At 68.8% G+C, this 24347-nt stretch carries 32 protein-coding genes and 2 tRNA genes; 18 read left to right on the top strand and 16 right to left on the bottom strand.

Features of this window, described 5'->3' with window-relative positions; genetic code table 11:
• Positions 1-2: 2 nt before the first annotated feature.
• On the bottom strand, positions 3-1127 hold the full coding sequence (locus AC1RRF_RS03720) for a pepsin/retropepsin-like aspartic protease family protein (RefSeq protein ID WP_492832925.1): 1125 nt from the start codon (positions 1125-1127) through the stop codon (positions 3-5).
• Between the two features lie 86 nt (positions 1128-1213).
• A tRNA-Val gene (locus AC1RRF_RS03715) sits at positions 1214-1290 on the bottom strand.
• Between the two features lie 135 nt (positions 1291-1425).
• On the opposite strand from AC1RRF_RS03715, the gene AC1RRF_RS03710 reads away from it, so the two are divergent.
• Positions 1426-1683, top strand: a complete 258-nt coding sequence (locus AC1RRF_RS03710) for a hypothetical protein (protein WP_492832923.1) — start codon at positions 1426-1428, stop codon at positions 1681-1683.
• Here the strand turns inward: AC1RRF_RS03710 and AC1RRF_RS03705 are convergent.
• The 4 genes from AC1RRF_RS03705 to queC are packed head-to-tail and all read right to left on the bottom strand — an operon-like array spanning position 1680 to position 3878.
• On the bottom strand, positions 1680-2153 hold the full coding sequence (locus AC1RRF_RS03705; protein WP_492832921.1) for a GNAT family N-acetyltransferase: 474 nt from the start codon (positions 2151-2153) through the stop codon (positions 1680-1682). The two genes, AC1RRF_RS03710 and AC1RRF_RS03705, sit on opposite strands and share 4 nt — an antisense overlap.
• Positions 2150-2518, bottom strand: a complete 369-nt coding sequence (locus AC1RRF_RS03700) for a 6-pyruvoyl trahydropterin synthase family protein (RefSeq protein ID WP_492832919.1) — start codon at positions 2516-2518, stop codon at positions 2150-2152. The genes AC1RRF_RS03705 and AC1RRF_RS03700 overlap by 4 nt, the downstream gene beginning before the upstream one ends.
• Complete coding sequence (queE, locus tag AC1RRF_RS03695) at positions 2518-3153, bottom strand: 7-carboxy-7-deazaguanine synthase (RefSeq protein WP_492832917.1); 636 nt, start codon at positions 3151-3153, stop codon at positions 2518-2520. Before queE ends, AC1RRF_RS03700 begins: the two co-directional genes overlap by 1 nt.
• A complete protein-coding gene (gene queC, locus AC1RRF_RS03690) occupies positions 3150-3878 on the bottom strand; it encodes a 7-cyano-7-deazaguanine synthase QueC (protein ID WP_492832915.1) in 729 nt (242 codons plus the stop codon). Before queC ends, queE begins: the two co-directional genes overlap by 4 nt.
• A gap of 190 nt (positions 3879-4068) precedes the next feature.
• Between queC and AC1RRF_RS03685 the strand changes: the two genes are divergently transcribed.
• The 9 genes from AC1RRF_RS03685 to AC1RRF_RS03645 all read left to right on the top strand — a co-directional run bounded on the left by AC1RRF_RS03685 (position 4069) and on the right by AC1RRF_RS03645 (position 9789).
• Complete coding sequence (locus AC1RRF_RS03685) at positions 4069-5700, top strand: response regulator (protein WP_492832913.1); 1632 nt, start codon at positions 4069-4071, stop codon at positions 5698-5700.
• Positions 5701-5772: 72 nt separating this feature from the next.
• On the top strand, positions 5773-6249 hold the full coding sequence (locus AC1RRF_RS03680; RefSeq protein WP_492832911.1) for a PaaI family thioesterase: 477 nt from the start codon (positions 5773-5775) through the stop codon (positions 6247-6249).
• Positions 6246-6644 (top strand): PaaI family thioesterase, encoded by a 399-nt coding sequence (locus AC1RRF_RS03675; RefSeq protein WP_492832909.1) that lies wholly within the window; start codon positions 6246-6248, stop codon positions 6642-6644. Before AC1RRF_RS03680 ends, AC1RRF_RS03675 begins: the two co-directional genes overlap by 4 nt.
• 64 nt (positions 6645-6708) lie before the next feature.
• The gene (locus AC1RRF_RS03670) at positions 6709-7131 is read left to right on the top strand and encodes a hypothetical protein (RefSeq protein WP_492832907.1); all 423 of its coding nucleotides are present in this window, start codon (positions 6709-6711) and stop codon (positions 7129-7131) included.
• A gap of 37 nt (positions 7132-7168) precedes the next feature.
• On the top strand, positions 7169-7510 hold the full coding sequence (locus AC1RRF_RS03665) for a hypothetical protein (RefSeq protein ID WP_492832905.1): 342 nt from the start codon (positions 7169-7171) through the stop codon (positions 7508-7510).
• Positions 7511-7598: 88 nt separating this feature from the next.
• Positions 7599-8027: a hypothetical protein gene (locus AC1RRF_RS03660; protein ID WP_492832903.1), complete on the top strand. Its 429-nt coding sequence runs from the start codon at positions 7599-7601 to the stop codon at positions 8025-8027.
• 19 nt (positions 8028-8046) lie between these two features.
• Positions 8047-8313, top strand: coding sequence for a hypothetical protein (locus AC1RRF_RS03655; RefSeq protein ID WP_492832901.1), 267 nt, complete (start codon positions 8047-8049; stop codon positions 8311-8313).
• A 182-nt stretch (positions 8314-8495) separates the two neighbouring features.
• The gene (locus tag AC1RRF_RS03650; protein WP_492832899.1) at positions 8496-9101 is read left to right on the top strand and encodes a phosphodiester glycosidase family protein; all 606 of its coding nucleotides are present in this window, start codon (positions 8496-8498) and stop codon (positions 9099-9101) included.
• Between the two features lie 52 nt (positions 9102-9153).
• Positions 9154-9789: a S24 family peptidase gene (locus tag AC1RRF_RS03645; protein WP_492832897.1), complete on the top strand. Its 636-nt coding sequence runs from the start codon at positions 9154-9156 to the stop codon at positions 9787-9789.
• A 152-nt stretch (positions 9790-9941) separates the two neighbouring features.
• On the opposite strand, the gene AC1RRF_RS03640 is transcribed toward AC1RRF_RS03645, so the two are convergent.
• From AC1RRF_RS03640 to AC1RRF_RS03620, 5 genes are all read right to left on the bottom strand, one after another.
• Positions 9942-10424 (bottom strand): SH3 domain-containing protein, encoded by a 483-nt coding sequence (locus tag AC1RRF_RS03640; RefSeq protein WP_492832895.1) that lies wholly within the window; start codon positions 10422-10424, stop codon positions 9942-9944.
• Positions 10425-10508: 84 nt separating this feature from the next.
• Positions 10509-10880 (bottom strand): hypothetical protein, encoded by a 372-nt coding sequence (locus AC1RRF_RS03635; RefSeq protein WP_492832893.1) that lies wholly within the window; start codon positions 10878-10880, stop codon positions 10509-10511.
• 71 nt (positions 10881-10951) lie between these two features.
• Positions 10952-12625: a lysine--tRNA ligase gene (locus AC1RRF_RS03630; RefSeq protein ID WP_492832891.1), complete on the bottom strand. Its 1674-nt coding sequence runs from the start codon at positions 12623-12625 to the stop codon at positions 10952-10954.
• A 50-nt stretch (positions 12626-12675) separates the two neighbouring features.
• The gene (locus AC1RRF_RS03625; RefSeq protein ID WP_492832889.1) at positions 12676-13134 is read right to left on the bottom strand and encodes a hypothetical protein; all 459 of its coding nucleotides are present in this window, start codon (positions 13132-13134) and stop codon (positions 12676-12678) included.
• Positions 13135-13197: 63 nt separating this feature from the next.
• Complete coding sequence (locus AC1RRF_RS03620; RefSeq protein WP_492832887.1) at positions 13198-13839, bottom strand: hypothetical protein; 642 nt, start codon at positions 13837-13839, stop codon at positions 13198-13200.
• A gap of 349 nt (positions 13840-14188) precedes the next feature.
• On the opposite strand from AC1RRF_RS03620, the gene AC1RRF_RS03615 reads away from it, so the two are divergent.
• A complete protein-coding gene (locus AC1RRF_RS03615) occupies positions 14189-14962 on the top strand; it encodes a phytanoyl-CoA dioxygenase family protein (protein ID WP_492832885.1) in 774 nt (257 codons plus the stop codon).
• 7 nt (positions 14963-14969) lie between these two features.
• On the opposite strand, the gene AC1RRF_RS03610 is transcribed toward AC1RRF_RS03615, so the two are convergent.
• Together AC1RRF_RS03610 and AC1RRF_RS03605 are read right to left on the bottom strand one after the other, a co-directional pair.
• Complete coding sequence (locus AC1RRF_RS03610) at positions 14970-15389, bottom strand: hypothetical protein (RefSeq protein WP_492832883.1); 420 nt, start codon at positions 15387-15389, stop codon at positions 14970-14972.
• A gap of 49 nt (positions 15390-15438) precedes the next feature.
• Positions 15439-16542, bottom strand: a complete 1104-nt coding sequence (locus AC1RRF_RS03605) for a serine hydrolase domain-containing protein (protein ID WP_492832881.1) — start codon at positions 16540-16542, stop codon at positions 15439-15441.
• A 72-nt stretch (positions 16543-16614) separates the two neighbouring features.
• Here AC1RRF_RS03605 and AC1RRF_RS03600 point away from each other — a divergent pair, with 72 nt between their 5' ends.
• Genes AC1RRF_RS03600 through AC1RRF_RS03580 form a run of 5 tightly spaced genes read left to right on the top strand, consistent with a single transcriptional unit; the run spans position 16615 to position 20260 of the window.
• Entirely contained in the window at positions 16615-17199 is a 585-nt protein-coding gene (locus AC1RRF_RS03600; protein WP_492832879.1) for a helix-turn-helix domain-containing protein, read from the top strand.
• 59 nt (positions 17200-17258) lie between these two features.
• The gene (queA, locus tag AC1RRF_RS03595) at positions 17259-18368 is read left to right on the top strand and encodes a tRNA preQ1(34) S-adenosylmethionine ribosyltransferase-isomerase QueA (protein WP_492832877.1); all 1110 of its coding nucleotides are present in this window, start codon (positions 17259-17261) and stop codon (positions 18366-18368) included.
• Entirely contained in the window at positions 18365-18838 is a 474-nt protein-coding gene (locus tag AC1RRF_RS03590) for a nucleotidyltransferase family protein (RefSeq protein WP_492832875.1), read from the top strand. The genes queA and AC1RRF_RS03590 overlap by 4 nt, the downstream gene beginning before the upstream one ends.
• Positions 18835-19950, top strand: a complete 1116-nt coding sequence (gene tgt / locus AC1RRF_RS03585) for a tRNA guanosine(34) transglycosylase Tgt (protein ID WP_492834136.1) — start codon at positions 18835-18837, stop codon at positions 19948-19950. The genes AC1RRF_RS03590 and tgt overlap by 4 nt, the downstream gene beginning before the upstream one ends.
• A gap of 13 nt (positions 19951-19963) precedes the next feature.
• On the top strand, positions 19964-20260 hold the full coding sequence (locus tag AC1RRF_RS03580; protein WP_492832873.1) for a hypothetical protein: 297 nt from the start codon (positions 19964-19966) through the stop codon (positions 20258-20260).
• Between the two features lie 3 nt (positions 20261-20263).
• Here the strand turns inward: AC1RRF_RS03580 and AC1RRF_RS03575 are convergent, their stop codons facing one another.
• Positions 20264-20803, bottom strand: coding sequence for a hypothetical protein (locus AC1RRF_RS03575; protein WP_492832871.1), 540 nt, complete (start codon positions 20801-20803; stop codon positions 20264-20266).
• Positions 20804-20862: 59 nt separating this feature from the next.
• Positions 20863-20939, bottom strand: a tRNA-Lys gene (locus tag AC1RRF_RS03570).
• Between the two features lie 111 nt (positions 20940-21050).
• Here AC1RRF_RS03570 and AC1RRF_RS03565 point away from each other — a divergent pair.
• Positions 21051-22142: a CaiB/BaiF CoA transferase family protein gene (locus AC1RRF_RS03565; RefSeq protein WP_492832869.1), complete on the top strand. Its 1092-nt coding sequence runs from the start codon at positions 21051-21053 to the stop codon at positions 22140-22142.
• A gap of 3 nt (positions 22143-22145) precedes the next feature.
• On the opposite strand, the gene AC1RRF_RS03560 is transcribed toward AC1RRF_RS03565, so the two are convergent.
• On the bottom strand, positions 22146-23879 hold the full coding sequence (locus tag AC1RRF_RS03560; protein WP_492832867.1) for an ATP-binding protein: 1734 nt from the start codon (positions 23877-23879) through the stop codon (positions 22146-22148).
• Between the two features lie 201 nt (positions 23880-24080).
• On the opposite strand from AC1RRF_RS03560, the gene AC1RRF_RS03555 reads away from it, so the two are divergent.
• Positions 24081-24341 carry a hypothetical protein gene (locus AC1RRF_RS03555; RefSeq protein WP_492832865.1) on the top strand — a complete coding sequence of 87 codons (261 nt, stop codon included), beginning with the start codon at positions 24081-24083 and terminating at the stop codon, positions 24339-24341.
• Positions 24342-24347: the final 6 nt, after the last annotated feature.

Genomic DNA, 24347 nt, shown 5'->3' with positions numbered 1-24347 from the left:
GCTCACAGGTAGTCGGCGAGGATGAAGCGCAGCGTCAGGGTTTCGCCGCCGCGGCGCACGATGAGCTCGCGCTGCGCGCCCGCGAGACCGCCCAGCCGGTCGATGGCGCCGCGCAGCCCGCCTGCCCCCTGCACCATGTCGCCGACCAGCACGCCGGCCTCGGCGGCCGGACTTTGGGGGCTGACCGAAGCCACGCGAACACCGCCGGCCGCAGCTTCCAGCCAGACGCCGGAGGGGCCGTAGCGCGGGTCCGGTCCCGGTTCGAGGCCATTGCGGCGCACCCAGACGGACCGCTCGGACCGGTCCAGCGAGAGATTGAGCGTGCGCAGAATGGGAAGGCCCAGAAAAATCTCGTCCGCCGGATGGCCCTCGGGTCGAACCAGCACCAGGGGGTTCTCATAGACGGACGCGCCGACGGTCAGCCGACCGGCGCGCACGATGCGGCCCGGTTGGTCGGACGCCCCTTGAATCCCGGTCACCAGCACTGAACCGAAGGGCCGGTCATCCCGCCACAGCCCAAGCTGGCGACCGACCCGATAGGGCAGCGAGAGGGCTCGTGGCGCGCCCGTGTCCCAAAGCGGCCTGAGGGTCTCGCCATCCAGAACCACGTCCGCGAACGGTCGTTCCGACCCGGGCCCTCGCGCTCTCAATTCGGACGGCAGGCGCTCGAACCCGGTCCGGTCCGGCCCACCCTCGGGATGCACCCGCCATTCGCGGCGCTCGAAATCCAGCTCGCTGTCGTAGGTCGTCAGCAGCCCGGCCGCCAACAGCCCCTCAGCGCCGAGACGCTCCCCCGGCAAGCCGAACAGCGCCGCGTTCTCCTGCCGCACTGTCCCGCCCAACACCATTTCCGACACGGAATGGAGGGGGAAGTTCACGCCGTTCAGGCGCACCTGTCGAAGGATAGGCAGCCGCAGACGTTCAGCGAGGGCCAGCTTCACCCCCGACACCACGGCGCCCGTATCCAGAGCAAAGGGGAAAGGCCCCTCTCCGTTCAGACTGACGTCCATCAGGACGCGTTCGCCGACGGTGATCGGAACCGCGATGGAACTGCTGCGGGCCAGCGCCGATGAGGCGGTGACCCCGAGGGCGGCGAAGGAGAGTCCGAGGGTGCGGCGCGTGATCATGCCGCGATCATGAACAGCCCTCTTTGAAGACACCAAGACGAATCCGGGCTTCATTCGCCCGACGTCAGGTTTCGTCAGGGGGGAAGTGGTGGGCGGCGAGGGGTTCGAACCCCCGACCCCCTCGGTGTAAACGAGGTGCTCTGACCAGCTGAGCTAGCCGCCCGTCGCGCATGGCGAAGGCGGCCTTCTAGGGCCTGATGGCCCGCGCATCAACGACCCGCCGCATTTCCAGCCGCACTCTGCGTCAGACTGTATTCACCAATCGCGGGTTAACCTTGCCGGGTCGGGAGAATTCGCCATGAAGATCATCAAACGCGCCGCCGCCCTGTCCGCCGTCCTTGCGGGCGCGATGATGCTTCAGGGTTGCCTGGTCGGCGCCGCGGTCGGCGCGGGCGCGGCGGTCGTGGGCGCCGGCGCCTCCGTGGTCGGAGCCGGCGTGGACGCCGTCACCACCTCGGACGAGGAAAGCCGGGCCAAGCGCGAGCGCGAACAACGCCAGTGGGAGCGCGAACAGCGCCGCTGCGAACGTCGCCAGCAGCAGGGCAAGTCCTGCTAGGACAGCTGCCGCTCCATGGCGTAGTTGTGGATGGCGACGCCATCGATTTCGAAGTCGCGGCGCGCCGTCTCGACATAGTTCCGCTTCAGAAAGAACCGCCGCGCGGCTTCGCTGGCCTCGACGTAGAGCCGTGACATGCCGGCCGACCGGGCCTGGGCCTCCAGCACATCCAGCAGCCGCCCCGCAACGCCCGTACCCGCGACTTCCGGCGCCGCATAGAGGAAGTCGATGTGGCCGTCGGCCTCCAGATCGATGAAGGCCTGCACCCTGTCCGCCGCATCGACGGCGACCCAGCAGCGACGACCGTCGCCCAGTCGGGCGCGGAACCGTTCGGCCCTTGCCCCCTGCCCGATCCAGACGGCGATCTGGGCGGCGGAATAGTCCGCAGAGCCGATCATGCGAACCGCGCGATCATAGACCTGGGCCATCGCCTCGGCGTCGCCGTCCCGGGCGTCGCGGATCCGCGTCACAGGCTCAGGACGCAGCGCTCGTTGATGGTCGGGCGCGCCACCTGGATGCGGCACAGACCTGGCCACTCCGGCTTCAGCTGGCCGGCGAACCACAGGCACAGGTTCTCCAGCGACGGCAGTTCCAACCCCTCATGCTCGTTGAGCATGCCGTGATCCAGCGTCTCGGCGGCGACCTTCAGGGCGCGGTCCAGGGCGCCCAGGTCGGCGACCCAGCCATGTTCGGGGTCCAGCACCTCGGAGCGGACCGTGGCCTCGACCGTGAACGAATGACCGTGGACGCGGCGATAGATGCTGCCCTCGGGTTCGTTGGGGAAGTGGTGGGCCGCGTCGAAGGTGGCCTGTTTGGTGATCTCGAAGACGGGCATTAGCGGACGCCGATGTATTTGTGGGTCTGGACGCTGAGCCGCCATTTGGGGTGCGTCAGGCAGTATTCGATGGCCGCCGCCGTGTTGGCGGCCTGGTCGGGGCCGTCCATGGGCTGCAGCCAGAAGCGCTCGAAATCGAGGTCCTCGAAACGGTCGGGCATGGCCTTCGCTTGCGGGAAGACCAGTTTCAGCTCCTGTCCCGAGGTCTGGAGCACGGGCGCATCGGCCTTGGGGCTGATGCAGACCCAGTCGATCCCGGCGGGCGCCTCCAGCGTGCCGTTGCTCTCGATGGCGATTTCGAAGCCACGCGCGTGCAGGGCCTCGATCAGGGGCGCGTCCAACTGCAGCAGGGGTTCGCCGCCGGTGCAGACGACCAGCCGGGGATCCTCTTCGCGGCCTCGCCACATCGACGCGACGTGATCGGCCAGCAGGTCGGCCGTGGCGAACTTGCCCCCGCCGTCGCCGTCCGTCCCGACGAAATCGGTGTCGCAGAAGGTGCAGACGGCCGTGGCGCGGTCGCGCTCCAGCCCGTTCCACAGATTGCAGCCGGCGAAGCGCAGGAAGACCGCAGGACGGCCGGCCTGGCCGCCCTCCCCCTGCACCGTCAGGAAGATTTCCTTAGCCGCGTAGGTCACGACGCGATCCACGCCTGATAGCCCGCGCCGCGCAGGTCGCAGGCCGGGCAGTCGCCGCAGCCGTAGCCCCAGGCGTGCCGATGCTCGCGGTCGCCGCGATAGCAGGTGTGCGACGCCTCGACGATCAGCTCGACCAGCGGCGCGCCCCCGATCCGGTCGGCCAGCGCCCAGGTCTCGGCCTTGGTCAGGGCCATCAGCGGGGTGTCGATCACCACCGGCTTGTCCAGCCCCAGGCTGAGCGCCCGCGCCATCGCCTCGATGGTGTCGCGGCGGCAGTCCGGATAGCCCGAGAAGTCGGTCTCGCACATCCCGCCGACCAGGACGTCCAGCCCGCGCCGGTCGGCCAGGGCCGCCGCGCAGGTCAGGAAGACCAGATTGCGACCCGGGACGAAGGTGGTGGGCAGGCCGCGCGCGTCCATCTCGATCGCCCGCTCGGCGGTCAGGGCGCTCTCGGCGATCTTGCCGTAGCCGGTCAGGTCGACGACATGGTCCGGGCCCAGACGGGCGGCCCATTGCGGCAGCACCTTCACCATGCCGTCGCGCACATTCAGGCGTGCGTCCATCTCCACCGCATGCCGCTGGCCGTAGTCAAAGCCCACCGTCTCGACCCGGTCGAACCGCTCCAGCGCCCAGGCCAGGCAGGTGGCGCTGTCCTGCCCCCCGGAGAAGAGAACAAGGGCCGACTTTTCAGCGCGTTTTTCAGCGTCTTGGGACAATTCGCTCATGACAAACCTGCGGTCGGCCGGTCGGCCGCGCGCATGGACAAGGGGATGGGGCCTGAATTCGGCGGACCGGCCTTCTACACCAGCCCCGGCGACGGGGCAAAAAAGGCGATAAAACGGCGGGTTCCATCTTAACCCTTCCGAAAACGGTTCCGCTGCATTGTCCACCGGTCGCAGTGGAGTGCCGGCCAGTATGCCGACAATCGAAACCCTTACCGAACGCGCCGAAGCCATCGGGCCTCAGACGCCGGGCAGCGACGTCTTCGCGCGCTTTGAGCGCGAACCCGACACGCTGGTCATCCCCGTCGTCGAGGGCGATCGCCCCGTCGGCCTGATCGAGCGCAACGCCTTCCTGCTGAAAATCGCGGGCGCCTTCGGTCATGCCCTGTACGCCAAGCGGCCGGTCATCCACGTGATGGATCCCGAGCCCGCCGTGGTCGAGGCCGGCGTCAGCATCGACGCCTTCTGCGACACCCTGCTGAAGGGCGGCCCCGGCGCGCTGATGCGCGGCTTCATCGTCACCCGCAACGGCCGCTACCACGGCGTCGGGACCGCAGTGTCCCTGCTGCAGGCGGTGAACGACCGCCAGCGCGAAGTGAACCTGGAACTGGCCGACCAGGCCCGCGTCCTGACCGACACCAAGACCCAGGCGCTGATGTCCGCCCGCGCCAAGAGCCAGTTCCTGGCCATCATGAGCCACGAACTGCGTACGCCGATGAACGGCGTCCTGGCCGTGGCCGAGCTGCTGCGCCGTCAACCGCTGAACGCCCAGGCCCAGGCCCACGTCTCGACCATCGTGGAATCGTCCGAGACCCTGCTGCGCATCCTCCAGGACGCACTGGATCTGTCGCGCGCCGAGGCCGGCGAGCTGGAACTGAACGCCGAGGCCACTCCGCTGCGGGCCCTGATGGACGACGTCGAGGCCATGTGGGCGCCGCGCGCCTCGCAGGACAACGTCACCCTGATGGTCAGCTACGAGGGCGACACCGAGCTGGCCGCCGTCATCGACGCCATGCGCATGAAGCAGGTGTTCAACAACCTGATCGGCAACGCCCTGAAATTCGCCCGCAACGGCGTCGTCGAGGCGGGGCTGAAGGCGACGGCGCAAGGCGACCGCATCCACATGGAAGCGCGCGTGCGTGACGACGGCCCGGGCGTGGACGCTGACCGCGTGGACCTGATCTTCGAACCCTTCGTACACGGCTCCGGCCCTGACGGGGCCGGTCTGGGCCTGTCGATCTGCCGCCAGATCGTCGACCGCATGGACGGCCGCATCTGGGCCGAGAACAATCCGGGCCGCGGCGCCACCTTCGCCTTCGACCTGGACGTCGAACGGGCCGAACTGGAGACCGCGCGCGCCTCGAACGTCGAGAACCTGACCGATCTGGACCTGCAGGACAGCCCGCACATCCTGATCGTCGACGACAACGCCACCAACCGCGTCGTCGCCCAGGCGCTGTGCGAGATGTTCGGCTGCACCTCCGAAACCGCCGAAGACGGCGTCGAGGCGGTCGAGGCCGTGCAGGAGCGCCGCTTCGACCTGGTGCTGATGGACATCAAGATGCCGCGCATGGACGGCGTCCAGGCGACCCAGGCCATCCGCGCGCTCGACGGACCCGTCAGCCAGATCCCGATCGTCGCCCTCACCGCCAACGCCGATCCGGAGGACGCGCGCCGCTACCTCTCCATCGGCATGGCCGCCGTGGTCGAAAAGCCGATCAAGCCGGAACGCCTGCGCATGGCCATGAACGCCGCGCTGGAACAGGCGGCCGAGATCGCCATGGCCGAGGCCGCGCCCGCCGCCGGAGCCCGCTCGGTCGCCTGATCCGGCGTCTGATCGCATCAGACCCGCGCGCAGCGCTTGCACTCGACCGCCGAAGCCGCAGATAGCTGGACCATGTCCGCTTCGCCCCTCGCCGCCATCCTGCCCCAGCTCGCCTCGGCGTCCGCCCACACCCATGCGCTCGGCTTCGCCTATGACGGCGTCGTGGGCGACCGGGTCCGCCTCAAGGTCCCGTGGCGCGAGGATCTGGTCGGCGATCCGGACACCGAAGTTCTGGCCGGGGGCCTGGTCACCGCCCTGCTCGACCATGCGGGAGGCATGGCGGTCTGGGTCGCCCTGGACCGGTTCGAGCCGATCGCCACCCTCGACCTGCGCGTCGACTATATGCGCGCGGCCCGCCCCCGGGCCGGCCTGATCGCCGAGGCCCGCTGCTTCCGCCTGACCCGCTCCATCGCCTTCGTCCGCGCCTGGGCCTTCGAGGACGATCCCGAGGATCCCGTGGCGGCGGCCCAGTCGGCCTACATCCTGACCGCCGGCGACGCGCGCAAGGCCGGAGCCAATCTCAAGCCGCGCCGGGAGACGGGCGCATGAGCGACCTGCTGACCACCCTGCCCTACGCCCGCTTCCTGGGTCTGCTCACGCTGCGCGACGGCGATCTGCTGACCGTCACCATGCCCTTCGCGGACAAGCTGATCGGCAACCCCGTCCTGCCCGCGCTGCATGGCGGATCGACGGCCGCAATGCTGGAGCTGACCGCCGTGGCCCAGGTCGCGGTGCTGTATCCGCGCCTCGAACTGCCCCGGCCGATCAACGTCAGCGTCACCTATCTGCGCTCGGGCCGGCCGCAGGACGTTCACGCCCGCGCCCGCATCAGCAAGGCCGGCCGCCGGGTGGCCCACGTCCAGGCCGAAGCCTGGCAGGACGATGAGACCCAGCCCATCGCGTCGCTGAGCGCACACTTTCTGGTGGCGCAACACGACCTTTAGTTGTCATGGTTAACATCTTATGATTGATTCGCCCTCGTGACACGCGGTCACGGAGAGAATCATCATGTCCAGACAATCCATCGGCGAAGCCCTCGCCACCCGCCTTTACGCCGCTGAAACCGCGATCGATCAGGCGCTCACGGAAACCGCCTTCCTGGCGGCGGCTCTGCCGGCCGCCCGGGCCGACGCCTATCTGTCGGCGGTGACCGGTCAGCGCGTCTTCGACGGCGCCGCGGCCAGCATCAGCGCCCTTGCGGAAGCGCGCTCCCACCTCGTCCAGACCCACACGGCCCTCGCCGCCCTGGCTCGCAAGCTCGGGCTGGAGACGCTCGCGATAGGCCCGCTGGACAAGCCCGGCGACCAGCCCCCGATCGGCGGCGGCCCCGGCGGCGATCACGGCAGCACGCCGCTGGCCCGGTCAGAAGTAAACAAACTCCTGACAAACAGGGCAAACAAAGTCCTACCGAATACCGCCGCTCCGTGTTAATCTCCCGGTTACTGTGTTTTTTGTTCCGGAGGGTTTTATGGATAGGGCTGAAGTTATCGCCAGCGTCGCCGGCGATCTGAATGCGACTGAACAGGCGGTCGACGCCGCCATCGCCAAGGCGACCACTCTCGTCCAAGCGATGATCGGTGCGCGCACGGCCCTCAGCCTGTCCCCGGTGGCCGCCGCCGAGGCCCAGGCCAAGGCCATGGAAGCGATCGCCGCCCTCGGCGCCGCTCGTTCGGCCATCGTGGCCAGCCACGAAGAGCTCGCCAAGGACCACCGCCGCCTCGGTTGGGGCACCTACGCCATCGGCGTTCTGGACAAGCCGGCTGAAACCGGTCCGGAGCAACGGCCGGTCGGACGCCTCCGCGCGGTTTAATTCGGCGTAATGTCCGCCGCCGGTCATTCCGGTTTGTGCAGACTCGATGCAAAGTCGCCCTCATGCCGTTCGGCATGGGGGCGATTTCATGTTTGACACCCTCGCATCGCAGATCGGCTTCGCAATCGCGGTGCTGGTGACGGCGTTTGCGTTCCTGAAAGGCGACGAACCCGAACGCGTCGGGGCGGGCGCCTATATGCTCGGCCTGTTCGCGTCCCAGCTCGTCCAGGACAAGGGAGCGCTGCACGGCACCCAATGGGGCCTTATGGCCATCGACGCCGTCTTCCTGGCGGTCTGTATCGGCCTGGCCTGGAAGAGCCGCCGGGCCTGGCCTGTCTGGGTCTGCGCGCTGCAGTCGCTGATCGTCATGAGCCACCTTCTGACCCTGGTCGATCTGCGACCGTCCCTGACCGCCTTCTTCGCGGTCATCAATATCGCCAGCTACGGCGTGCTCGTCGCCATCGCTGTCGGGACCTTCTGGGCCTGGCAGGAGCGGCGGGCCGCCGGGCTGGAATAACCTTCCGGAATCCCACCCCATGGCTGAAATCCGCGATCAGACCTTGACCGGCGCGCAGACGCTCGACGGCAACACCTACATCAACTGCCAGTTCAACAACGCGCGCCTGGTCTTCGAAGGCGGCCCCCCGCCCGGGTTCGTCAACTGCACGTTCGGGGAGACCGAGTTCGTGTTCGACGGAGCGGCGGCCCGGACCCTGGGCTTCCTCAAGGCCATGGCCCCCGCGACCACCAACATGCGTCACATCGTTCTGGGCCTGCTACCCGAACTGGGCGTCAACGGCTGAGCCGGCGGCGTCTCGCCCTCGTCGCCGGGCTCCTGCTGCTTGCGGCGGGGGCCGCCGCCCTCAGCGGACGGTTCACACCGCCGCCCAGACATACCAGCGCCGCCCTGCCCGCCCCCTGCCGGGAAACCGTCTTCGAGGGTCAGGACTACGTCGTCTGCACCCTTTCATCCGCCGACTACACGGTGTCGGTCGCCCACAATGACGGGCAGGTCGACCCGGCCGCGACGGTGTCGGACCTGATCGCCGCTCGCGCCGCAGCCGGTCGGACGCCCGTGCTGGCGATGAACGGCGGCATGTACGACACCAGCCTGAACGCCATCGGCCTGCTGGTCGAGAACGGGCGGACCCTGACGCCGCTGAACCGGCGCGCCGGTGACGGCAATTTCTATCTGCAGCCCAACGGCGTCTTCGCCGTCGACCGGTCGGGCCGGGCCCACGTGATCGACGGCGCCGCCTGGAGCGAGGAGGTCGCCGCCGACACGGCCTTCGCCACCCAGTCCGGCCCGCTGCTGGTGATCGGAGGACGGCTGCATCCCGCCTTCCAGCCTGACGGGACCTCGCGCTATCGCCGCAACGGCGTGGGCGTGCGCGCCGACGGGACCGTGATCCTGGCCATCTCGCGTCGCGAGGTCAGCTTCGGCGCCTTCGCCCGCCTGTTCCGCGACGCCCTGGCCTGTCCCCACGCCCTGTTCCTGGACGGGGCGGTGTCCACCCTCGCGGGGCCGGACGGCGCGGTCGTGGGCGGGACCTTCCCGGCTGGACCGGTGATCGTCGCCGAGCGGCGTTGACCTCGGCGAGACATAGGCGGATATTCCTAGCCTCGAATCACCGAGCGTCGCCTTGCCCCTGTCTCACAACCAGATCTGGACCGCCATCGACCGCCTCGCGCGGCGCGAGGGGCTAAGCGCGTCCGCGCTGGCGCGGCGCGCGGGCCTGGACGCCACCAGCTTCAACCCGTCCAAGCGCTTCGGTCCGGGCGAGCCGCCCCGCCCCCGCTGGCCCTCGACCGAGAGCCTGACCCGGATCCTGGAGGTCACCGGCGTGTCTTTGGGCGACTTCGCGACCTTGGCCCACGACGCGCCGGAGCGACTGGCCACCATCCCCCTGCTGGGCATGGCCCAGGCGGGTCAGGACGGCTTTTTCGACGACGCGGGCCTGCCCATCGGCGAGGGCTGGGAACAGACCGAGTTGCCGCGCCCGTCCGACAGCCTGCTGAGCCTGCGCATCAACGGCGATTCCATGGCTCCCCTGTATCGCGAGGGCGATCGGGTGATTGTGGACCGCGAGGCATCCGACGTACGCCGCGGCGATCGCGTCGTGGTCCGCACCGTCGGCGGCGAGACCCTGGCCAAGGAGGTGTCCTCCCTGACCGCGAAGGCGGTGACCCTGACCTCGGTCAATCCCGCCTACCCGCCCCGCGCCGTTCCCCGCGCCGACATCGTCTGGATGGGCCGCATCCTCTGGGTCAGCCAGTAACGCGCTCAAGCAGCGAGCGGATAGCGCCTACCACCGCGCTCAAGCAGCGAGGGACCGCGTCCCGAGCGATATCGCGCAAAGAAAGGGCCGCCCCTTTCGGAGCGGCCCCATCCTGATCCGCGCTCAAGTCTCGAGCGTGAGCGCGCCTCGTCTCAGTAGTTGGTGACGTAGCGGGCGTTCACCCAGCCGCCGCCGGCGATCTGAACCCATTCGCCTTCCGAGCCGACAGCCGAGAAGGGCTGGCCGGCCGACAGGCTGCCGACCTGGCGATAGTTGGCGCCCGGACCCGAGCGGATGCGCAGGTTGGACGTGGCGCGGTACTGGGCGCCGCTGCTGGCGTTGGCGTCAGCGCGGGCGCGCTGCTGGTTACAGCCGATGTACGAGCCGGCCGCCGCGCCGGCGGCGGCGCCGCCCACGGCGCCCAGGGCGCGTTCGTTGCTGGAGATCTGGCTGCCGGCCAGACCACCCACCACGGCGCCGATCAGGGCGCCGGCGCGCTGGCGGCCGCCCGGGGCGTCGCAGTTGGTGACGCCGTTCGCCTGCTGGGCGACGGCGATGGAGGGAAGCGCCATCGGGCCCAGCCCGCCCAACATGGCGGCGGCGGCGATAGCGGCGGTGAAGGTCTTGTTCGACATGGCTCTGCTCCTGTCATCGAGTTGGTCGATGAAGGCTAGAATGCGCAGACCAACCTGAAGGCTCCCGTAGCGCTGCCGTTATATTCAGTTCATCTTCGTTGCGCGGCGGCGGCCGATCAGCTGGACGGCGGCGCCCGCGCTGGACACGACCAGATGCTGGCGGCCCGGGAACTGGAAATCCATGACCCGCGCCCACAGGTGCAGGAAGCGATCGTCGGTCGCGAAGGCCGTGATCGCCGACCGCGCGGGCCTCTGGAACAGCTCGGCCAGCTTGGCGATCTGGTCGATGGAGGCATCCGTCGGCAACACCCGGGTGTCGACGATCCAGTCCCAGTTCCACAGGACCGGATGGGCCTCCAGCACCGGGATAGCCTGCTCCAGCGCCCGCGCGGCGGTGACGCCGCTGTTCAGGTCCAGATGCAGTATTCGCTCGGCGGCATAGAACCGGTGGCGCAAGGTCGGGCTCCCGTGACCCGACCACCGTTACGGGCCGCCCCCTTAAGGACTCCCGGATGACGCGATAGGGACTATCCCTTGGTCAGGGCTCCGTTCGCGCCGGCCTCGATCAGCGAAATGGTCTGCGGCAGGCCGTAGATGGCCGCGAACGAGCCGAAGCGCGGTCCCTGCGAGGCGCCCAGCAGGACCTCGTACAGGGCGCCGAACCAGGCGCGCAGCGGTTCGAAGGCGTGATCCTTGCCCACCGCATAGACCTCGTTCTGGATCGTCTCACCATCCGTCGTGTCCGCCGGCAGGGCCTTCAGCCGCTGCGCCAGGTCCAGCAGCGCCGCCTTCTCCTGCTCGGTCGGCAGGCGGTAGGACTTCGTCGGCTTCACGAAGTCCTCGTAGTAGTTCAGCGCATGGCCCATCAGCCGGTCGAGCGTCGGCTCATTCTCGGGAGTGGCCTCGGGCAGGTACTTGGCGAAATAGGCCCAGAGCTGGTCCTTGGACGAGGCATTGGCCACGCCGACCAGGTTCAGCAGCAGGCTGAACGAGACCGGGCTGGCGACCTTGGGCGGGGCGCCCGCGTGGATCGACCAGACGGCGTTGTCGATCCGCTTGGCCGGCTCCTGCGCCTGGAACTGGTCGATGAAGCTCAGATAGTCGTCGATGGCGCGCGGAATGACGTTGAAGTGCAGCGACTTGGCCGACTTCGGCGACTGGAACATGTACCAGCTCAGGCTCTCGGGCGTGCCGTAACGCAGCCACTCGTCCATGGTCAGGCCATTGCCCTTGGACTTGGAGATCTTCTTGCCCTCGATGTCGAGGAAGAGCTCGTAGTTGAAGCCTTCCGGCGGAACGCCGCCCAGGGCGCGGCAGACCTTGGAGCTCTCGCGCACGCTCTCGATCAGGTCCTTGCCCGACATCTCGTAGTCGACGTCCAGCGCGGTCCAGCGCATGGCCCAGTCGGGCTTCCATTGCAGCTTCACATGGCCGCCGGTGACCGGAACCTCGGTGCGCCCGCCCGCCGGGTCGTCGAAAACGATGGTCCCCTTCTCGACGTTCCGCTCCAGCGTCGGCACCTGCAGCACATGGCCGGTGATCGGGCTGATCGGCAGGAAGGGGGAATAGGTTGCGCGGCGCTCTTCGCCCAACGTCGGCAGCATGATGGCCTGGACGGCCTCGAACCGCTCCAGCAGGCGCAGCAGCACCTCGTCGAACCGGCCCGAGCGATACTGCTCGGTCGAGGACAGGAACTCGTAGTCGAAGCCGAAACTGTCCAGGAAGGCGCGCAGGCGGGCGTTGTTGTGCGCGCCGAAGCTGTCGTGCGTCCCGAACGGATCGCGCACCACGGTCAGCGGCTTGTGCAGATCCTCGGCCAACATCTCCGGATTGGGAATGCCCTCCGGAACCTTGCGCAGCCCGTCCATGTCGTCGCTGAAGGCGATCAGGCGCGTCTGCCAGTGGTCGCCGGTCAGGGCGCGGAAGGCGTTACGCACCATGGTCGTGCGCGCCACCTCGCCGAAGGTGCCCATGTGCGGCAGGCCGGACGGGCCATAGCCGGTCTCCAGGACCACCGGCCGCTGCAGCGCCTCGAACGTCGCCAGCGCCTCGTCCGCCTTGCCGGCGTCGATCAGCAGCTTGGCCGCATCCCGCTCGGCGTCCGACAGCCGCTTCTTCAGAACGTGGTTCAGAAGATTGCGGGCCTGTTCAAACGGCCACGACTTGGCGTCGCGCGCGAGGAGTTCGATGTTCTGCAGCATGGAACGGGCTTTGCCGCCTCACGGGCGCGGGGTCAACGACAGACCCGATCTCAGCGCCGATACAGGCCCATGACCCACCCGCCGACGGCGGCCGGCCAGACGGCGACATAGACGGCGAAGATCAGGTTGGCCGATCCGCCGACAGAGGCCAACGCCAGGTGGAAGGCGAACACCACGATCGCGCAGACGAGCGCATAGATCCACGGCTTGCGCCACCCCAGGCCGCGCAGGGCGAAGTCGACCAGCAGGGTGAGCACGGCGGCGACGGCGATCACGTTCAGGATCGCGATCCCGCCCACGAAGACCAGGGTCTCGACCTTCGCGCCGTTCAGTTTGAACTGCGAGATGAACGGCATCATCGCCATCGTCACGATCGCCACCCCGGCGTTCGCCAACAGGCCGAGCCAGTATCCGCCGCGGCGGGTGCGGGGCGCCTCCGCCGTCACGGCCGTCATCGGCCTTGATGCGACGACGCCCGCCGGCGCCGTGGTTCGCCTGCCGAAACTCATGCTCGCCTCCCGCTCACGTCGGCGACGTTAGCGGCGAGGGGTAAAGACGGTCTTCAGGGGGCCTCAGTACCAGACCGCCCCGGGCGCGCAGGTAGGCGGGCCATTGGCGTGGTCCGCCCCGTCCATGTCCGTGTTGCAGACCGAGGCCTTGCGCAACAGGTCCCGGAAGGTTCCGAGATCGGTCTCGAGACGCGCCGCGTCCGTGACCAGGGTGAAGGCCGCTTCGGCCTCGCCGCCCTCGGCGATCAGATAGGGCGTCTCCGCCCTGACCTCGACGATGTCGCCGCGCCGGGTCAGGCACAGCGGACGGTCGCTTCCCAGCAGGACGGCCCGCCCGATCTCCTCGCACGGCGCGGGCGCCGGCCTGAACGCGTCGTCCAACACGTCATAGCCGTAGTAGATCTGGATGTTCGGCGCATTGAGCGCGCCCCGCTCGCTGGACGAATACCCGCCGCCGCCGCAGGCCTTGGGCGCGGTCAGGAAGACCACCGTGCCGTGGTCCGAACCAACCCACCCGTCAGGCTTCGGGCAATAGAAGGCCCCGGGCGGCGTCGGGAAGGTCAGACCCTTGTCCGCGCTTCGATAGATGGGCGGGGCGAGAACCGGCGCGAGGCTGTTCCCGGCATTCTCCGGAGATGCGGAGACCTGCCCGCAAGCAGCCGGCGCGAGGCCGATCAGGACTGCTGCAATCACCGTGCGCGTCATCGCCACGGGTCCGCGGAATATGCGGCGTCGACACCGGTCTGGCCCGCCGTTCGATCATGCTCTGCGGCGGCGTCATCGTCACTTCCGGAATCCGGGCCCGACGAAGACGGTCAACAGGAGGTTGGAGTTATTTGCCTCCGGCGAACCCGCCACGGGCTTCCGAGCCGCCGCAGAGCTTGCGTCATCGCGTCGGGCGCCCCAGCTTCCTCGTCATGACGATGTTCATTCGCACAAGCGCGTTCGGCTTCCCGGTCGCCTGAGGGCCGCCGCCGAACCCTGTATCCGTCCGGCCGAGGCCGGAACGACCTCTCATGCGAGAACACTCATGCCTGCCCAGAATTCCCCACGCGTGCTGACCGGCGCGCAGATCGACCAATTCATCACCGACGGCTTTGTTCGGATCGATGACGCCTTCCCGTCAGCCCTGGCCCACGACGCACGCGACGTGCTGTGGCGTGACCTGGGGCTCAGTCCCGACCAACCCGAGACTTGGACACAGCCCGTCGTCCGTCTGGGGATGTACGCCCGGCCACCCTTTGTCGAAGCCGCGAATACCCCGAGGCTTCACGCCGCCTTCGACCAGTTGGTCGGACCTCAGCGTTGGCGCCCCTGCCGCGCCATGGGGACGTTTCCGGTTCGCTTCCCCTCCCCCGACGACCCCGGCGATACAGGCTGGCACGTCGACGTGAGCTTCGGGACCGACGATCCGAACTTCCTGAACTGGCGAGCGAACATTCGCTCCAAGGGCCGGGCGCTGCTGATGCTGTTTCTGTTCTCCGACACGGGCGAGGCCGACGCTCCCACCCGGATTCGCCTCGGCTCACACCGCGATGTCGCCCGGCGGTTGGCTCCGTTTGGGGAGGCGGGGCTGACGCTCGGTGAACTGGCGCAAAACGCCTTCGAGGACAGTGCGCACCGGCCCGAGGGTTTGGTCACGGGCCCCTCGGGGACCGTCTACCTGTGTCACCCGTTCCTGGTCCATTCGGCCCAACCGCACAGGGGGACGGAACCGCGCTTCATGGCCCAGCCGCCGCTCCTGCCCTCGGACTGGCCGGACGGGGGCGTCGATTCCGATTGTCCCGTCGGTCAGGCGATCGAACGTGCGCTGCTGACCAACGATTGAGTCCGGATCAGCCCTCGGCCTCGGCTTCGGCCGCGTTCGCGCCGCCGACGCCCGGAATGGCGATGCAGCGCTGGCGGGTTCCGCCGCCCGGTGCAGCCTCAACGCGGGGCGCGATGGAGCTGACCGTGGTCCCGTCCGCGGCGTAGGTCCCCAGGAACTGACAGCCCGTCTGCAGGTCGGTCAGCACATAGACGCCCGGCTGGTCCGTCGGCGTCTTCGACAGGGTCGCGCCGACCACCATCTGCAGGGCGCTGGCCGGGTTCTCGAGGATCTGCTGCGCCTGCGCCGAGCGGGTGTTGATCTCCTCCGCCGTGGCCTGGGCCTGGGCGGCCCGGTCCTGGACCTCCTGCAGGGCGGAGGTGTCGATGTCACAGGCGGCGACGGCGAGGCCGAGGGCGGAGACGGCGAGGCTGGTCAGGATTTTCATGCCCCGATCATGCCCGACCGACCGCCCCGGGTCTGCCGGACAGATGGTCTCATCCTTCCAGATCGATCATCCGGTTGGCGATCCTCTGGGCGAGGACATCCAGGTCGACCGTGGTGGTGTTGGACAGCAGGACGATGGTCACGTCGCGCTCGCGCAGCCGGTAGAGCACGCCCTGCGCGCCCATGATGGCGCCTGGCCGCTTGGCCACGTGCCAGGTCTTGCCGCGCCGCTGGAAGCTGTAGCTCCACAGGCCCAAGCCGTATTCATCCAGTCCCGGCGCGAGGAACTGCTCCAGCGAGGCGGCGCCGATCAGCCGGCCGCCGTACAGGGCGTCGGCGAAGACCGCCAGATCGGCGGCGGTCGAATACATCGCCCCGGCCGCCGACCAATTCTCGTAATAGACCGGCATGTCGGTCACCAGGGTCTGGGTGTCGTCGCGGAAGGTGTAGGTCGAGGCCAGCCTGGGGATGATCGCGTCCCAGTGCGCCACGCCGGTGTTCGCCAGGCCCAGCGGCGTCAGGATGCGGTCGCTCAGGACCTGTTCCCAGCTCTGACCGGTGATCCGTTCGATGACCGCGCCCAGCAGGATGTAGTCAGCGTTGTTGTAGTTGAAGGCCGCTCCCGGTTCCGTGGCCAAGGCGCCGGTGCAGCAGTTGGCCAGCAGGGCCGCCGGCGTCATCGGGCGCTGATAGTGGGGGATGCCGTTGGCGAACCCTTCCTGATAGCTGCTGACCGTATCCATCTGCGCCAGGCCCGAGGTGTGGTTCAGCAGCTGGCGCAGGGTGACGCGGCCGCCCGCTCCCCCCGGCAGGTCGGGCAGGTGTCGACCCACCAGGTCATCGATGCTGAGCTTGCCCTCCTCCTGCAGCTGCAGGATCAAGACGGCGGCGAAAATCTTGGTGATGGAGGCGATGCGGAAGCGGGTGTCCTCCGTCGTCGGCACGGCGAAGGCGCGCTCCGCCTGGCCGAAGGCGCCGTGGTAGACGACCCGCCCCCGTTCCTCGACGCGGACGACGCCCTGCAAATCCTTCTCGGCGGCGTAGGTGTTGATGAAGGTCGTCAGGTCCGTCGGGGCGGTGGGGGCCTGAGCCTGGGCCGCGACCGACGCGAGCAGGGACAGCCCCAGACAGACAGCGGCGAGAAGGGCTCTCATTGAAGACCTCGTCCGGGCCCCGAAGCCCACGGGCGCTTGTCCATCCCCCAAGCAGGGCAATATACTGCACAGATGGGTATGGGCAATATACTACACAGTCAAGATCAGCCGCGCCGCCCTGACGTGCTGGCCCATGTCGGCGAGAACCTGCGGCGCGTCCGCGCCCTGCGCGGCTTCAGCCAGGCCGAGCTGGCGACGCGCTCGGGCATAAGCCGGCGGATGATCGGCGCGATGGAAGGCAATGACGCCAACGTCAGCCTGTCGACCCTGGACCGGCTGGCCGCCGCCCTCGACATCAGCCTGACCGAACTGGTCCGCTCGCCGGACGCCGCCGACAACCGCCGGATCGACACGGTCGCCTGGCGCGGCGCCCACACGGACAGTTCCGGCGTCCTGCTCGGCTCGGCCCCCGCGACCCGCGAGGCCGAGCTGTGGATGTGGTCCCTGGCCGAGGGCGAGCGCTATCCGTCCGAGGCCGACTCGCAGAACTGGCACGAGATGCTGTCCGTGATCGAGGGCGTGCTGGTGATCGAGGCCGCCGAGGAGACGCACACCCTCAGGGCCGGCGACTTCCTGATCTTCTCCAGCGCCCGTCCCTATGTCTTCGCCAACGGCGGCGAGGCCGCCGTGCGCTTCATCCGCAACGTGGTGTTGTAGGCGCCCCGTCTCGTCCCCGCCTTGACCCCGCCGCAGACGCGTGGCCTTTGCGCCGCCTGATGAAGACCGCTGATTTCGACTTCGACCTGCCCGACGACCACATCGCCCTGCGTCCCGCGGAGCCGCGCGATTCCGCGCGCCTGCTGGTGGTGCGCGGCGGCGGGCTGGAGGACCGGATCATCCGCGATCTGCCGGACTTCCTAGGTTCCGGCGACGCCTTGGTCTTCAACGACACCCGGGTGATCCCGGCGCGGCTGTCGGGCGTGCGCCAGCGGCCAAACCCCGTGATCGGGGGCCCCGAGGGCGAGACCCTGACCGTCGAGGTCGAGGCCACCCTGCACCACCGCGACGCCCCCGACGTCTGGTCGGCCTTCATGAAGCCAGGCAAACGCATCAAGGCGGGCGACCGCATCCGTTTCGGCGCCGTTCACGACGGCGCCTGCACGCTGGGCCGCCTCGACGCCACCGTCGCCGACAAGGGCGAGGACGGGCTGGTGGTGCTGAAGTTCGACCTGTCAGGCCCGGCGCTGGACGACGCCATCCGCGATGTCGGGGTCATGCCCCTGCCGCCCTATATCGCCGCCAAGCGGGCCGAGGACGACCGCGACCGTTCGGACTATCAGACCGTCTTCGCCGAGCATGACGGTTCGGTCGCCGCGCCCACGGCGGGCCTGCACTTCACTCCTGCCCTGCTCGAGGCGATCCGCACGAAGGGCGTTTCGACCCACGCCGTGACCCTGCACGTCGGCGCCGGCACCTTCCTGCCGGTCAAGGCCGACGACACCGCCGATCACAAGATGCACTCGGAGTGGGGAGAGGTCTCCGCCGAGACCGCCGACGCCCTGAACGCCGTCCACGCCGCCGGCGGACGCATCGTCTGCGTCGGCACGACGTCCCTGCGTCTGCTGGAGAGCGCGACGGATCAGGACGGCGTCGTAAAGCCCTTCCACGGCGACACCGCCATCTTCATCACCCCCGGCTACGCTTTTCGCGCCGTGGACGTGCTGATGACCAATTTCCACCTGCCGAAGTCGACCCTGTTCATGCTGGTCAGCGCCTTCGCCGGGCTGGAGACGATGAAGGCCGCCTACGCCCACGCCATCGACAACGGTTACCGCTTCTATTCTTACGGCGACGGCAGTCTGCTGTTCCGCGAGACTGCCTCATGACCGCCCTCCCCAGACCCCTGGTCCAGAGTCTCGAGATGCTGGCCGCCACGGCCGAGGCGCTGGAGCTCCGCAATGACTGGATCGTCTTCGGCGGCGCGGCCATGGCCCTGTCCGGCCTGCCCGACTGGTCCGTGCCGGACATCGACGTGCTGGCCTCTGAAGAGACCGCCAACGACCTGATCGACGCCTTCGGCGGCCGGATCGTCGCTCCGACCGGTCAGGACCGCTTCCGCTCCCGCCTGCTGGCCCGGATCGACGGGACCCCTGTCCCGATCGAGATCATGGTTGGGCTGGAGGTCAGGACCGACGACGGTTGGACGCCTGTCGCCTTCCGGACCCGCGTTGACCGCCCGGTCCTGGATCGCCACATCCCAACTCCCCGAACTTCCGAGCAAGCCCAGATGGCGCGCCGCTTCGGCCGCCCCAAGGACCTGCAGCGCGCCGAGGCGCTGGACAAGCTGACCGACTGATGACCTTCCCGTTTGAGATTTCGCAGACCGACGGCCGCGCCCGCACTGGCGTGCTGAAGACCCCGCGCGGCGATATCCGCACCCCCGCCTTCATGCCCGTCGGCACCGCCGCCACGGTCAAGGCCCTGACCGTCGATCAGGTCAAGCAGACCGGCGCGGACATCCTGCTGGGCAACACCTATCACCTGATGCTGCGCCCCGGACCGGAGCGGATGGAGCGCCTCGGCGGTCTTCACAAATTCATGGGCTGGGACAAGCCGATCCTGACTGACTCGGGCGGCTTCCAGGTCATGTCCCTGTCGGGCATCTCCAAGCTGACCGAGGAGGCCGTGACCTTCTCCAGCCATATCGACGGCTCCAAGCACGTCCTGACGCCCGAGCGCTCGATCGAGATCCAGGCCGACCGCATCGGCTCGGACATCGTCATGCAGCTGGACGAATGCGTCGCCTGGCCCGCCGAAGAGAAGCGCGCCCGCGAGGGCATGGAGCTGTCCGCCCGCTGGGCCCAACGCTCCAAGACCGCCTTCGGCACGCGCGATGCCCAGGCCCTGTTCGGCATCCAGCAGGGCTCGACCTTCCAGAACCTGCGCAAGGAATCGTCCGAGCGGCTGCAAGAGATCGGCTTCGACGGCTATGCCATCGGCGGCCTGGCCGTCGGCGAGGGCCACCAGGCCATGTGCGAAGTGCTGGACTATGCGCCCGACATGCTGCCCGCCGACCGCCCCCGCTATCTGATGGGCGTCGGCAAGCCGGTCGATCTGGTCGAGGCGGTGTGGCGCGGCGTCGACATGTTCGACTGCGTTCTGCCGACCCGCGCCGGCCGCCACGGCCAGGCCTGGACCTGGGACGGCCCGATCAACCTCAAGAACGCCCGCTTCGCGGAGGACCAGGATCCACTGGACCCGGAGGTCCCCTGCCCGGCCTCCCAGGACTATTCCAAGGCCTATCTGCACCACCTGATCCGGGCCGACGAGATCCTCGGCAAGATCCTGCTCAGCTGGCACAACATCGCCTTCTTCCAGGCCCTGACCGCCGCCATGCGCGCCGCCATCGCCGAAGGCCGCTTCGACCAGTTCCGCAAGGACTTCCACGCCCGCCATACGTCGAACTAGCGGAGCGCCCGACATGAGAATCGAGAAGTCCGGCTTCCACGCCTACAACACCTATCTGGAAGAGCCGCCGCGCCCCGAGGGCAACGAGACGGCGCTCCACCGGCATGTGATCATTATCGGCGGCGACAAATATTCGTTCTTCGCCCACTGGTCCGGCAAGTTCGCGCACAAGGGCGAACTCATCTCCTTCGACTGGGACTGGGACCGGACCGGCGAATTCCGGAACATCGACAAGCCGTCCTTCGAGGCCTTCAGCAAGGACGGCAGCGTCCAGATCAGGGGCGATCGCAGCGACAAGCCCCGCCGCTGACGCCTACCGCCGGCTGCCGCCCCGCGGCCGGAACCAGCTGGGCGCCGCGGGCGGGGCGCAGTTGCGCTGCATCCCCGTCCCCTTCAGGAAAGATCGGCGCATCCGCCCGGCCTGCACCGCCGACTGGACATGCAGCCGATGCCGTTCGGCCCCGCTGAGGCGGCGGATCCACGCCCGCCCGGGGATGAAGTCGGTCGTCGCGTCGCGGATCGCATCCAGCGCGCCCTTGGACGCCGCATCCGCCGCCCGCTCGCTGAGGTAGGGATTGTCCGGCGCGGGCGGCTCGTCCGTGTCCGCCCCCAGCGCCTCGTTCAGCCGCGCGATCTCGGCCCCGATGGTGCTGCACTGGTTGAGATTGCGCAGGTCATAGGGATTGGCCTCGGCCTGCAGCAGGACCGTCGGGATGTACTCCCGGCGCAGGTTGAAATCGTCCAGCGGCGCGGTCGCCGCCGCGCCCAGCCCGGACCCGAAATCCCGCATGGCCTGACCGCCTCCGCAGGCGGCGAGGGTGAGGATGGGAAGGATCAGGAACAGACGGCGCATGCGCCCTTCAATCACGCCCCGAGGTCTGACGAAAGCACCGCGATGTCGGGAAAAGATGATGGTACGTCCTCTCGGGCTCGAACCGAGGACCCTCTGATTAAAAGTCAGATGCTCTAACCAACTGAGCTAAGGACGCACATCGTCTCCGGCCGCGTCGGCGAATCCGGAGGCGCGGCTTTTCCAACATAGCGGCCTCCGGGTCAAGCGTACCTCGACAGGTTCGTCACGGACCGGCTAGGCAGGGGCCATGGCAACCCCCGCAAAACCGCTCGCCGGCGTCCGTATCCTCGAGTTCGACGGCCTCGGTCCCGTGACCTTCGCGGGCATGGTCCTGGCCGACATGGGGGCGCAAGTGCTGCGCCTGACGCGCAGCGCCTCGGCGGGCGCCGCGGTGTTCAGCGACGTCGGCGGCGAGGTGCTGCACCGGGGCCGCGCGGCCGTGGGCGTCAACCTCAAGGACCCGGCGGATCACGCCCGCGTCCTCGAGCTGATCGACGGCGCCGACGCTCTGATCGAGGGCTTCCGGCCCGGGGTGATGGAGCGGTTGGGGCTTGGGCCCGAGGTCCTGGCGGCGCGCAATCCCCGGCTGGTGTTCGGCCGGGTGACCGGCTGGGGCCAGAGCGGACCGATGGCGGACAGGGTCGGCCACGACATCAACTACATCGCCCTGTCGGGCGCCCTGCACCCGATGGGCGAGCCGGATCGCCCGCCCCGCCCGCCGCTGAACCTGGTCGGCGACTACGGCGGCGGGGCCATGTTCCTGGTCGCCGGGGTGCTGGCGGCCCTGCTGGAGGCGAAGACCGCGGGCAAGGGCCGGGTCGTGGACGCCGCCATGACCGACGGCTCGGCCTTGCTGACCAGCCTGTTCCACGCCTTCCGCCCGCGCGGCCTGTGGAGCGACGCACGCGGAGCCAACCTGCTGGACGGCGGCGCCCCCTTCTATCGCTGCTTCACCTGCAGGGACGGACGGTACGTCGCTGTCGGCGCGCTGGAGCCGCAGTTCTACGCCGCTCTCATCGCCGGCCTGGGCCTGACGCCGGACGAGGCGCCGCAGTTCGACATGGCGAACTGGCCCGCCCTGCACGCCCGCTTCGAGGCCCTGTTCGCCACCCGCGACCGCGACGACTGGGCCGCCCATTTCGAAGGCACGGACGCCTGCGTCACCCCGGTGTTGACGCTGGGCGAGGCGCCCGCCCATCCGCACAACGCCGCGCGCGGGACCTTCGTCGATCAGGGCGTCGTCCAGCCGGCGCCCGCGCCCCGATTCGACGGTCAGGCCACACCAGAAGCCCAGCCCCCCGCCCTGTCGCTGGACGCGGCCCTGTCGCTCTGGGCGTAAGGGTCAGGCGACCTCGGACCGCGCTTCCGCCGAAACGACGCAGGCCGCCGCCAGCGTCCGGGCCAGGACCACGGGGTCGATCGGCTTGGTCAGGAAGGCGTGGACGCCCGCCGCCTCCCACGCCTGGCGATGCACATCCAGCGCATTGGCGGTCAGGGCGATGATCGGGGTCTGGGCGTTGGCGCCGCTGCTCAGGCGGATGCTCCGCGTGGCCTCCAGCCCGTCCATCACCGGCATCTGCATGTCCATCAGGATGGCGTCGAACCGTTCCACGGACGCGATCTCCAACGCCTCGGCGCCGTTCTCGACCAGGGTCAGGCGACAGCCGTGCGGCTCGAGCAGCAGCTTGAGGATGCGGCGGTTCACCTCGTGATCGTCGGCGGCCAGGATCGAGCGGCCTTCAAGCGAGCCCGTCTCCTCGGCCTCCGTGAGCGCCGCCGCCGGACGTGACGAAGACACCTCGACCGGCAGGTGAAGGGTGAAGATCGAGCCCTGCCCCACCATGCTCTGCACCGTCAGTTCGCCACCCATGATCTCGGCCAGACGGCGGCTGATCGACAGCCCCAGGCCGGTGCCGCCATAGCGCCGGGTGGTGCCAGCGTCAGCCTGTTCGAAGCTGTTGAACACATGCCCCAGCCGGTCCGCCGGAATGCCGCAGCCGCTGTCGGTCACCGACACGACCAGGCGACCGGCGCGCCATTCGGCTGCGACGGTGATCTGGCCCTGGTCGGTGAACTTCACCGCGTTGGAGATCAGGTTGAACAGGATCTGCTGGAAGCGCAGCGGATCGGTGCGCACGCACTCCGGCACCGCGTCGTCGATCCGGACGATCAGGGCGACGCCCGCCGCCGCCGCGCGCGGCTCCCACAACCGGGCCAGCGAGGCCAGACGCGCATGCACGTCCATGTCGTCGATCTCCAGCACCATCTTGCCGGCTTCGATCTTCGAGACGTCCAGCACGTCGTTGAGCAGGCCCATCAGTACGTCGCCGGCGTCCGTCAACATGGACACATGTTCGGCCTGACGCGCGTCGAGGTCGGTCCGGCGCAGCAGGTTGGCGGCCGAGATCACCGCGTTCATGGGGGTGCGGATCTCGTGGCTGATGACCGCCAGGAAGTCGGACTTGGCCGCGCTGGCCTCTTCCGCCCGATGTCGCGCCTCCTGCGCCTGATCGCGGGCCGCCTGCAGCAGGCCCGTGGTGGTCGAGCTCTGACGCACCGCCACGACCAGATGGCTCATGTACAGGACGCAGCCGAAGGCGATCAGCAGGGGCTGCCAGCTGCCCGTCAGGATGGCGGTCACCACCGGCAGGCCCAGGAAGTAGACGCCGTGCGGGGCGACGGCGGACACCAGGATGGCGCGGGCGTGGTGCATGTGCAGGCTGACGTGCAGCAGGCCGCCGGCCACCTGCACCATGGCGAAGATTCGTCCGATCTCCCCGCCCGCGAACCACAGATAGGCGGCGATCGAGGAATAGACGGCCACGCCGAACGCGGTCACCGCGCACGACAGGATCAGGTAGTTCCGGTCGGGCTCCCACTCCGGATCACGACGGTACCGGCTGAAGGTGAGCCAATCGATCCCCTGGCTGACCACGACGGCGGCGAACCACACGATCGGCCATACTCCCGGCGCGACGAACCAGGCCGTGGTTCCGATCACGGCGGCCAGGCCGATACGGGTGGTGAGCTCCCGGTACCGCACTTGCGACACGAGGGCGTAGGCGGTGGCTTGCATTGGCCGGATCTCCCAACCTTCAGGTTGCACTGAAATGTGAAATTATTGGTTGCCGGGCATGGTGACCGGGGTTCGCAAGGCCGCTACACGGCTCAAGCGTGGCTGGAGGCGCCGACAGGTGCGCTTTGGCCCGAAACACTTTATGGAACAGGCGATACGGCCCGCGCGTTGGAAGGCCGAATCCCGGGGGAGACTTCGACCATGAAACGCCTTGCCGCCCTTCTGGCCCTGACTGGCGCCTTCGCCGTCGCCGCGTGCGACGACCCGCGCTCGTCCGAGGAGGACAGCCTGGCCGACAAGGCCGCCGAGCAGCCGCTGGCGCCGGCCGCGGAGGACGTGGGCGTCCCGGCCGAGGCCGTCGCCCCGACCCCGCCGCCGCCCACGGACTCCAACGCCATCCCGCCCGAGAAGCGGACGTCGGAGGAATCAGTCCAACCGGAAAGCGAAACCCTCTTCTATTGAGGCGCG

It is taken from the genome of Brevundimonas sp. GW821-FHT12C05 (assembly GCF_058807475.1).
This window is presented reverse-complemented; position numbering and strand designations above follow the sequence as displayed.

Excerpts from the sequence above, each read along its gene's own strand:
- AC1RRF_RS03720 (WP_492832925.1), bottom strand. The coding sequence starts at position 1,127 with ATGATCACGCGCCGCACCCTCGGACTCTCCTTCGCCGCCCTCGGGGTC.
- AC1RRF_RS03710 (WP_492832923.1), top strand. The coding sequence starts at position 1,426 with ATGAAGATCATCAAACGCGCCGCCGCCCTGTCCGCCGTCCTTGCGGGC.
- AC1RRF_RS03700 (WP_492832919.1), bottom strand. The coding sequence starts at position 2,518 with ATGCCCGTCTTCGAGATCACCAAACAGGCCACCTTCGACGCGGCCCAC.
- queC (WP_492832915.1), bottom strand. The coding sequence starts at position 3,878 with ATGAGCGAATTGTCCCAAGACGCTGAAAAACGCGCTGAAAAGTCGGCC.
- AC1RRF_RS03685 (WP_492832913.1), top strand. The coding sequence starts at position 4,069 with ATGCCGACAATCGAAACCCTTACCGAACGCGCCGAAGCCATCGGGCCT.
- AC1RRF_RS03680 (WP_492832911.1), top strand. The coding sequence starts at position 5,773 with ATGTCCGCTTCGCCCCTCGCCGCCATCCTGCCCCAGCTCGCCTCGGCG.
- AC1RRF_RS03675 (WP_492832909.1), top strand. The coding sequence starts at position 6,246 with ATGAGCGACCTGCTGACCACCCTGCCCTACGCCCGCTTCCTGGGTCTG.
- AC1RRF_RS03670 (WP_492832907.1), top strand. The coding sequence starts at position 6,709 with ATGTCCAGACAATCCATCGGCGAAGCCCTCGCCACCCGCCTTTACGCC.
- AC1RRF_RS03665 (WP_492832905.1), top strand. The coding sequence starts at position 7,169 with ATGGATAGGGCTGAAGTTATCGCCAGCGTCGCCGGCGATCTGAATGCG.
- AC1RRF_RS03660 (WP_492832903.1), top strand. The coding sequence starts at position 7,599 with ATGTTTGACACCCTCGCATCGCAGATCGGCTTCGCAATCGCGGTGCTG.
- AC1RRF_RS03655 (WP_492832901.1), top strand. The coding sequence starts at position 8,047 with ATGGCTGAAATCCGCGATCAGACCTTGACCGGCGCGCAGACGCTCGAC.
- AC1RRF_RS03640 (WP_492832895.1), bottom strand. The coding sequence starts at position 10,424 with ATGTCGAACAAGACCTTCACCGCCGCTATCGCCGCCGCCGCCATGTTG.
- AC1RRF_RS03630 (WP_492832891.1), bottom strand. The coding sequence starts at position 12,625 with ATGCTGCAGAACATCGAACTCCTCGCGCGCGACGCCAAGTCGTGGCCG.
- AC1RRF_RS03625 (WP_492832889.1), bottom strand. The coding sequence starts at position 13,134 with ATGAGTTTCGGCAGGCGAACCACGGCGCCGGCGGGCGTCGTCGCATCA.
- AC1RRF_RS03620 (WP_492832887.1), bottom strand. The coding sequence starts at position 13,839 with ATGACGCGCACGGTGATTGCAGCAGTCCTGATCGGCCTCGCGCCGGCT.
- AC1RRF_RS03610 (WP_492832883.1), bottom strand. The coding sequence starts at position 15,389 with ATGAAAATCCTGACCAGCCTCGCCGTCTCCGCCCTCGGCCTCGCCGTC.
- AC1RRF_RS03605 (WP_492832881.1), bottom strand. The coding sequence starts at position 16,542 with ATGAGAGCCCTTCTCGCCGCTGTCTGTCTGGGGCTGTCCCTGCTCGCG.
- AC1RRF_RS03600 (WP_492832879.1), top strand. The coding sequence starts at position 16,615 with ATGGGTATGGGCAATATACTACACAGTCAAGATCAGCCGCGCCGCCCT.
- queA (WP_492832877.1), top strand. The coding sequence starts at position 17,259 with ATGAAGACCGCTGATTTCGACTTCGACCTGCCCGACGACCACATCGCC.
- AC1RRF_RS03590 (WP_492832875.1), top strand. The coding sequence starts at position 18,365 with ATGACCGCCCTCCCCAGACCCCTGGTCCAGAGTCTCGAGATGCTGGCC.
- AC1RRF_RS03580 (WP_492832873.1), top strand. The coding sequence starts at position 19,964 with ATGAGAATCGAGAAGTCCGGCTTCCACGCCTACAACACCTATCTGGAA.
- AC1RRF_RS03575 (WP_492832871.1), bottom strand. The coding sequence starts at position 20,803 with ATGCGCCGTCTGTTCCTGATCCTTCCCATCCTCACCCTCGCCGCCTGC.
- AC1RRF_RS03565 (WP_492832869.1), top strand. The coding sequence starts at position 21,051 with ATGGCAACCCCCGCAAAACCGCTCGCCGGCGTCCGTATCCTCGAGTTC.
- AC1RRF_RS03560 (WP_492832867.1), bottom strand. The coding sequence starts at position 23,879 with ATGCAAGCCACCGCCTACGCCCTCGTGTCGCAAGTGCGGTACCGGGAG.
- AC1RRF_RS03555 (WP_492832865.1), top strand. The coding sequence starts at position 24,081 with ATGAAACGCCTTGCCGCCCTTCTGGCCCTGACTGGCGCCTTCGCCGTC.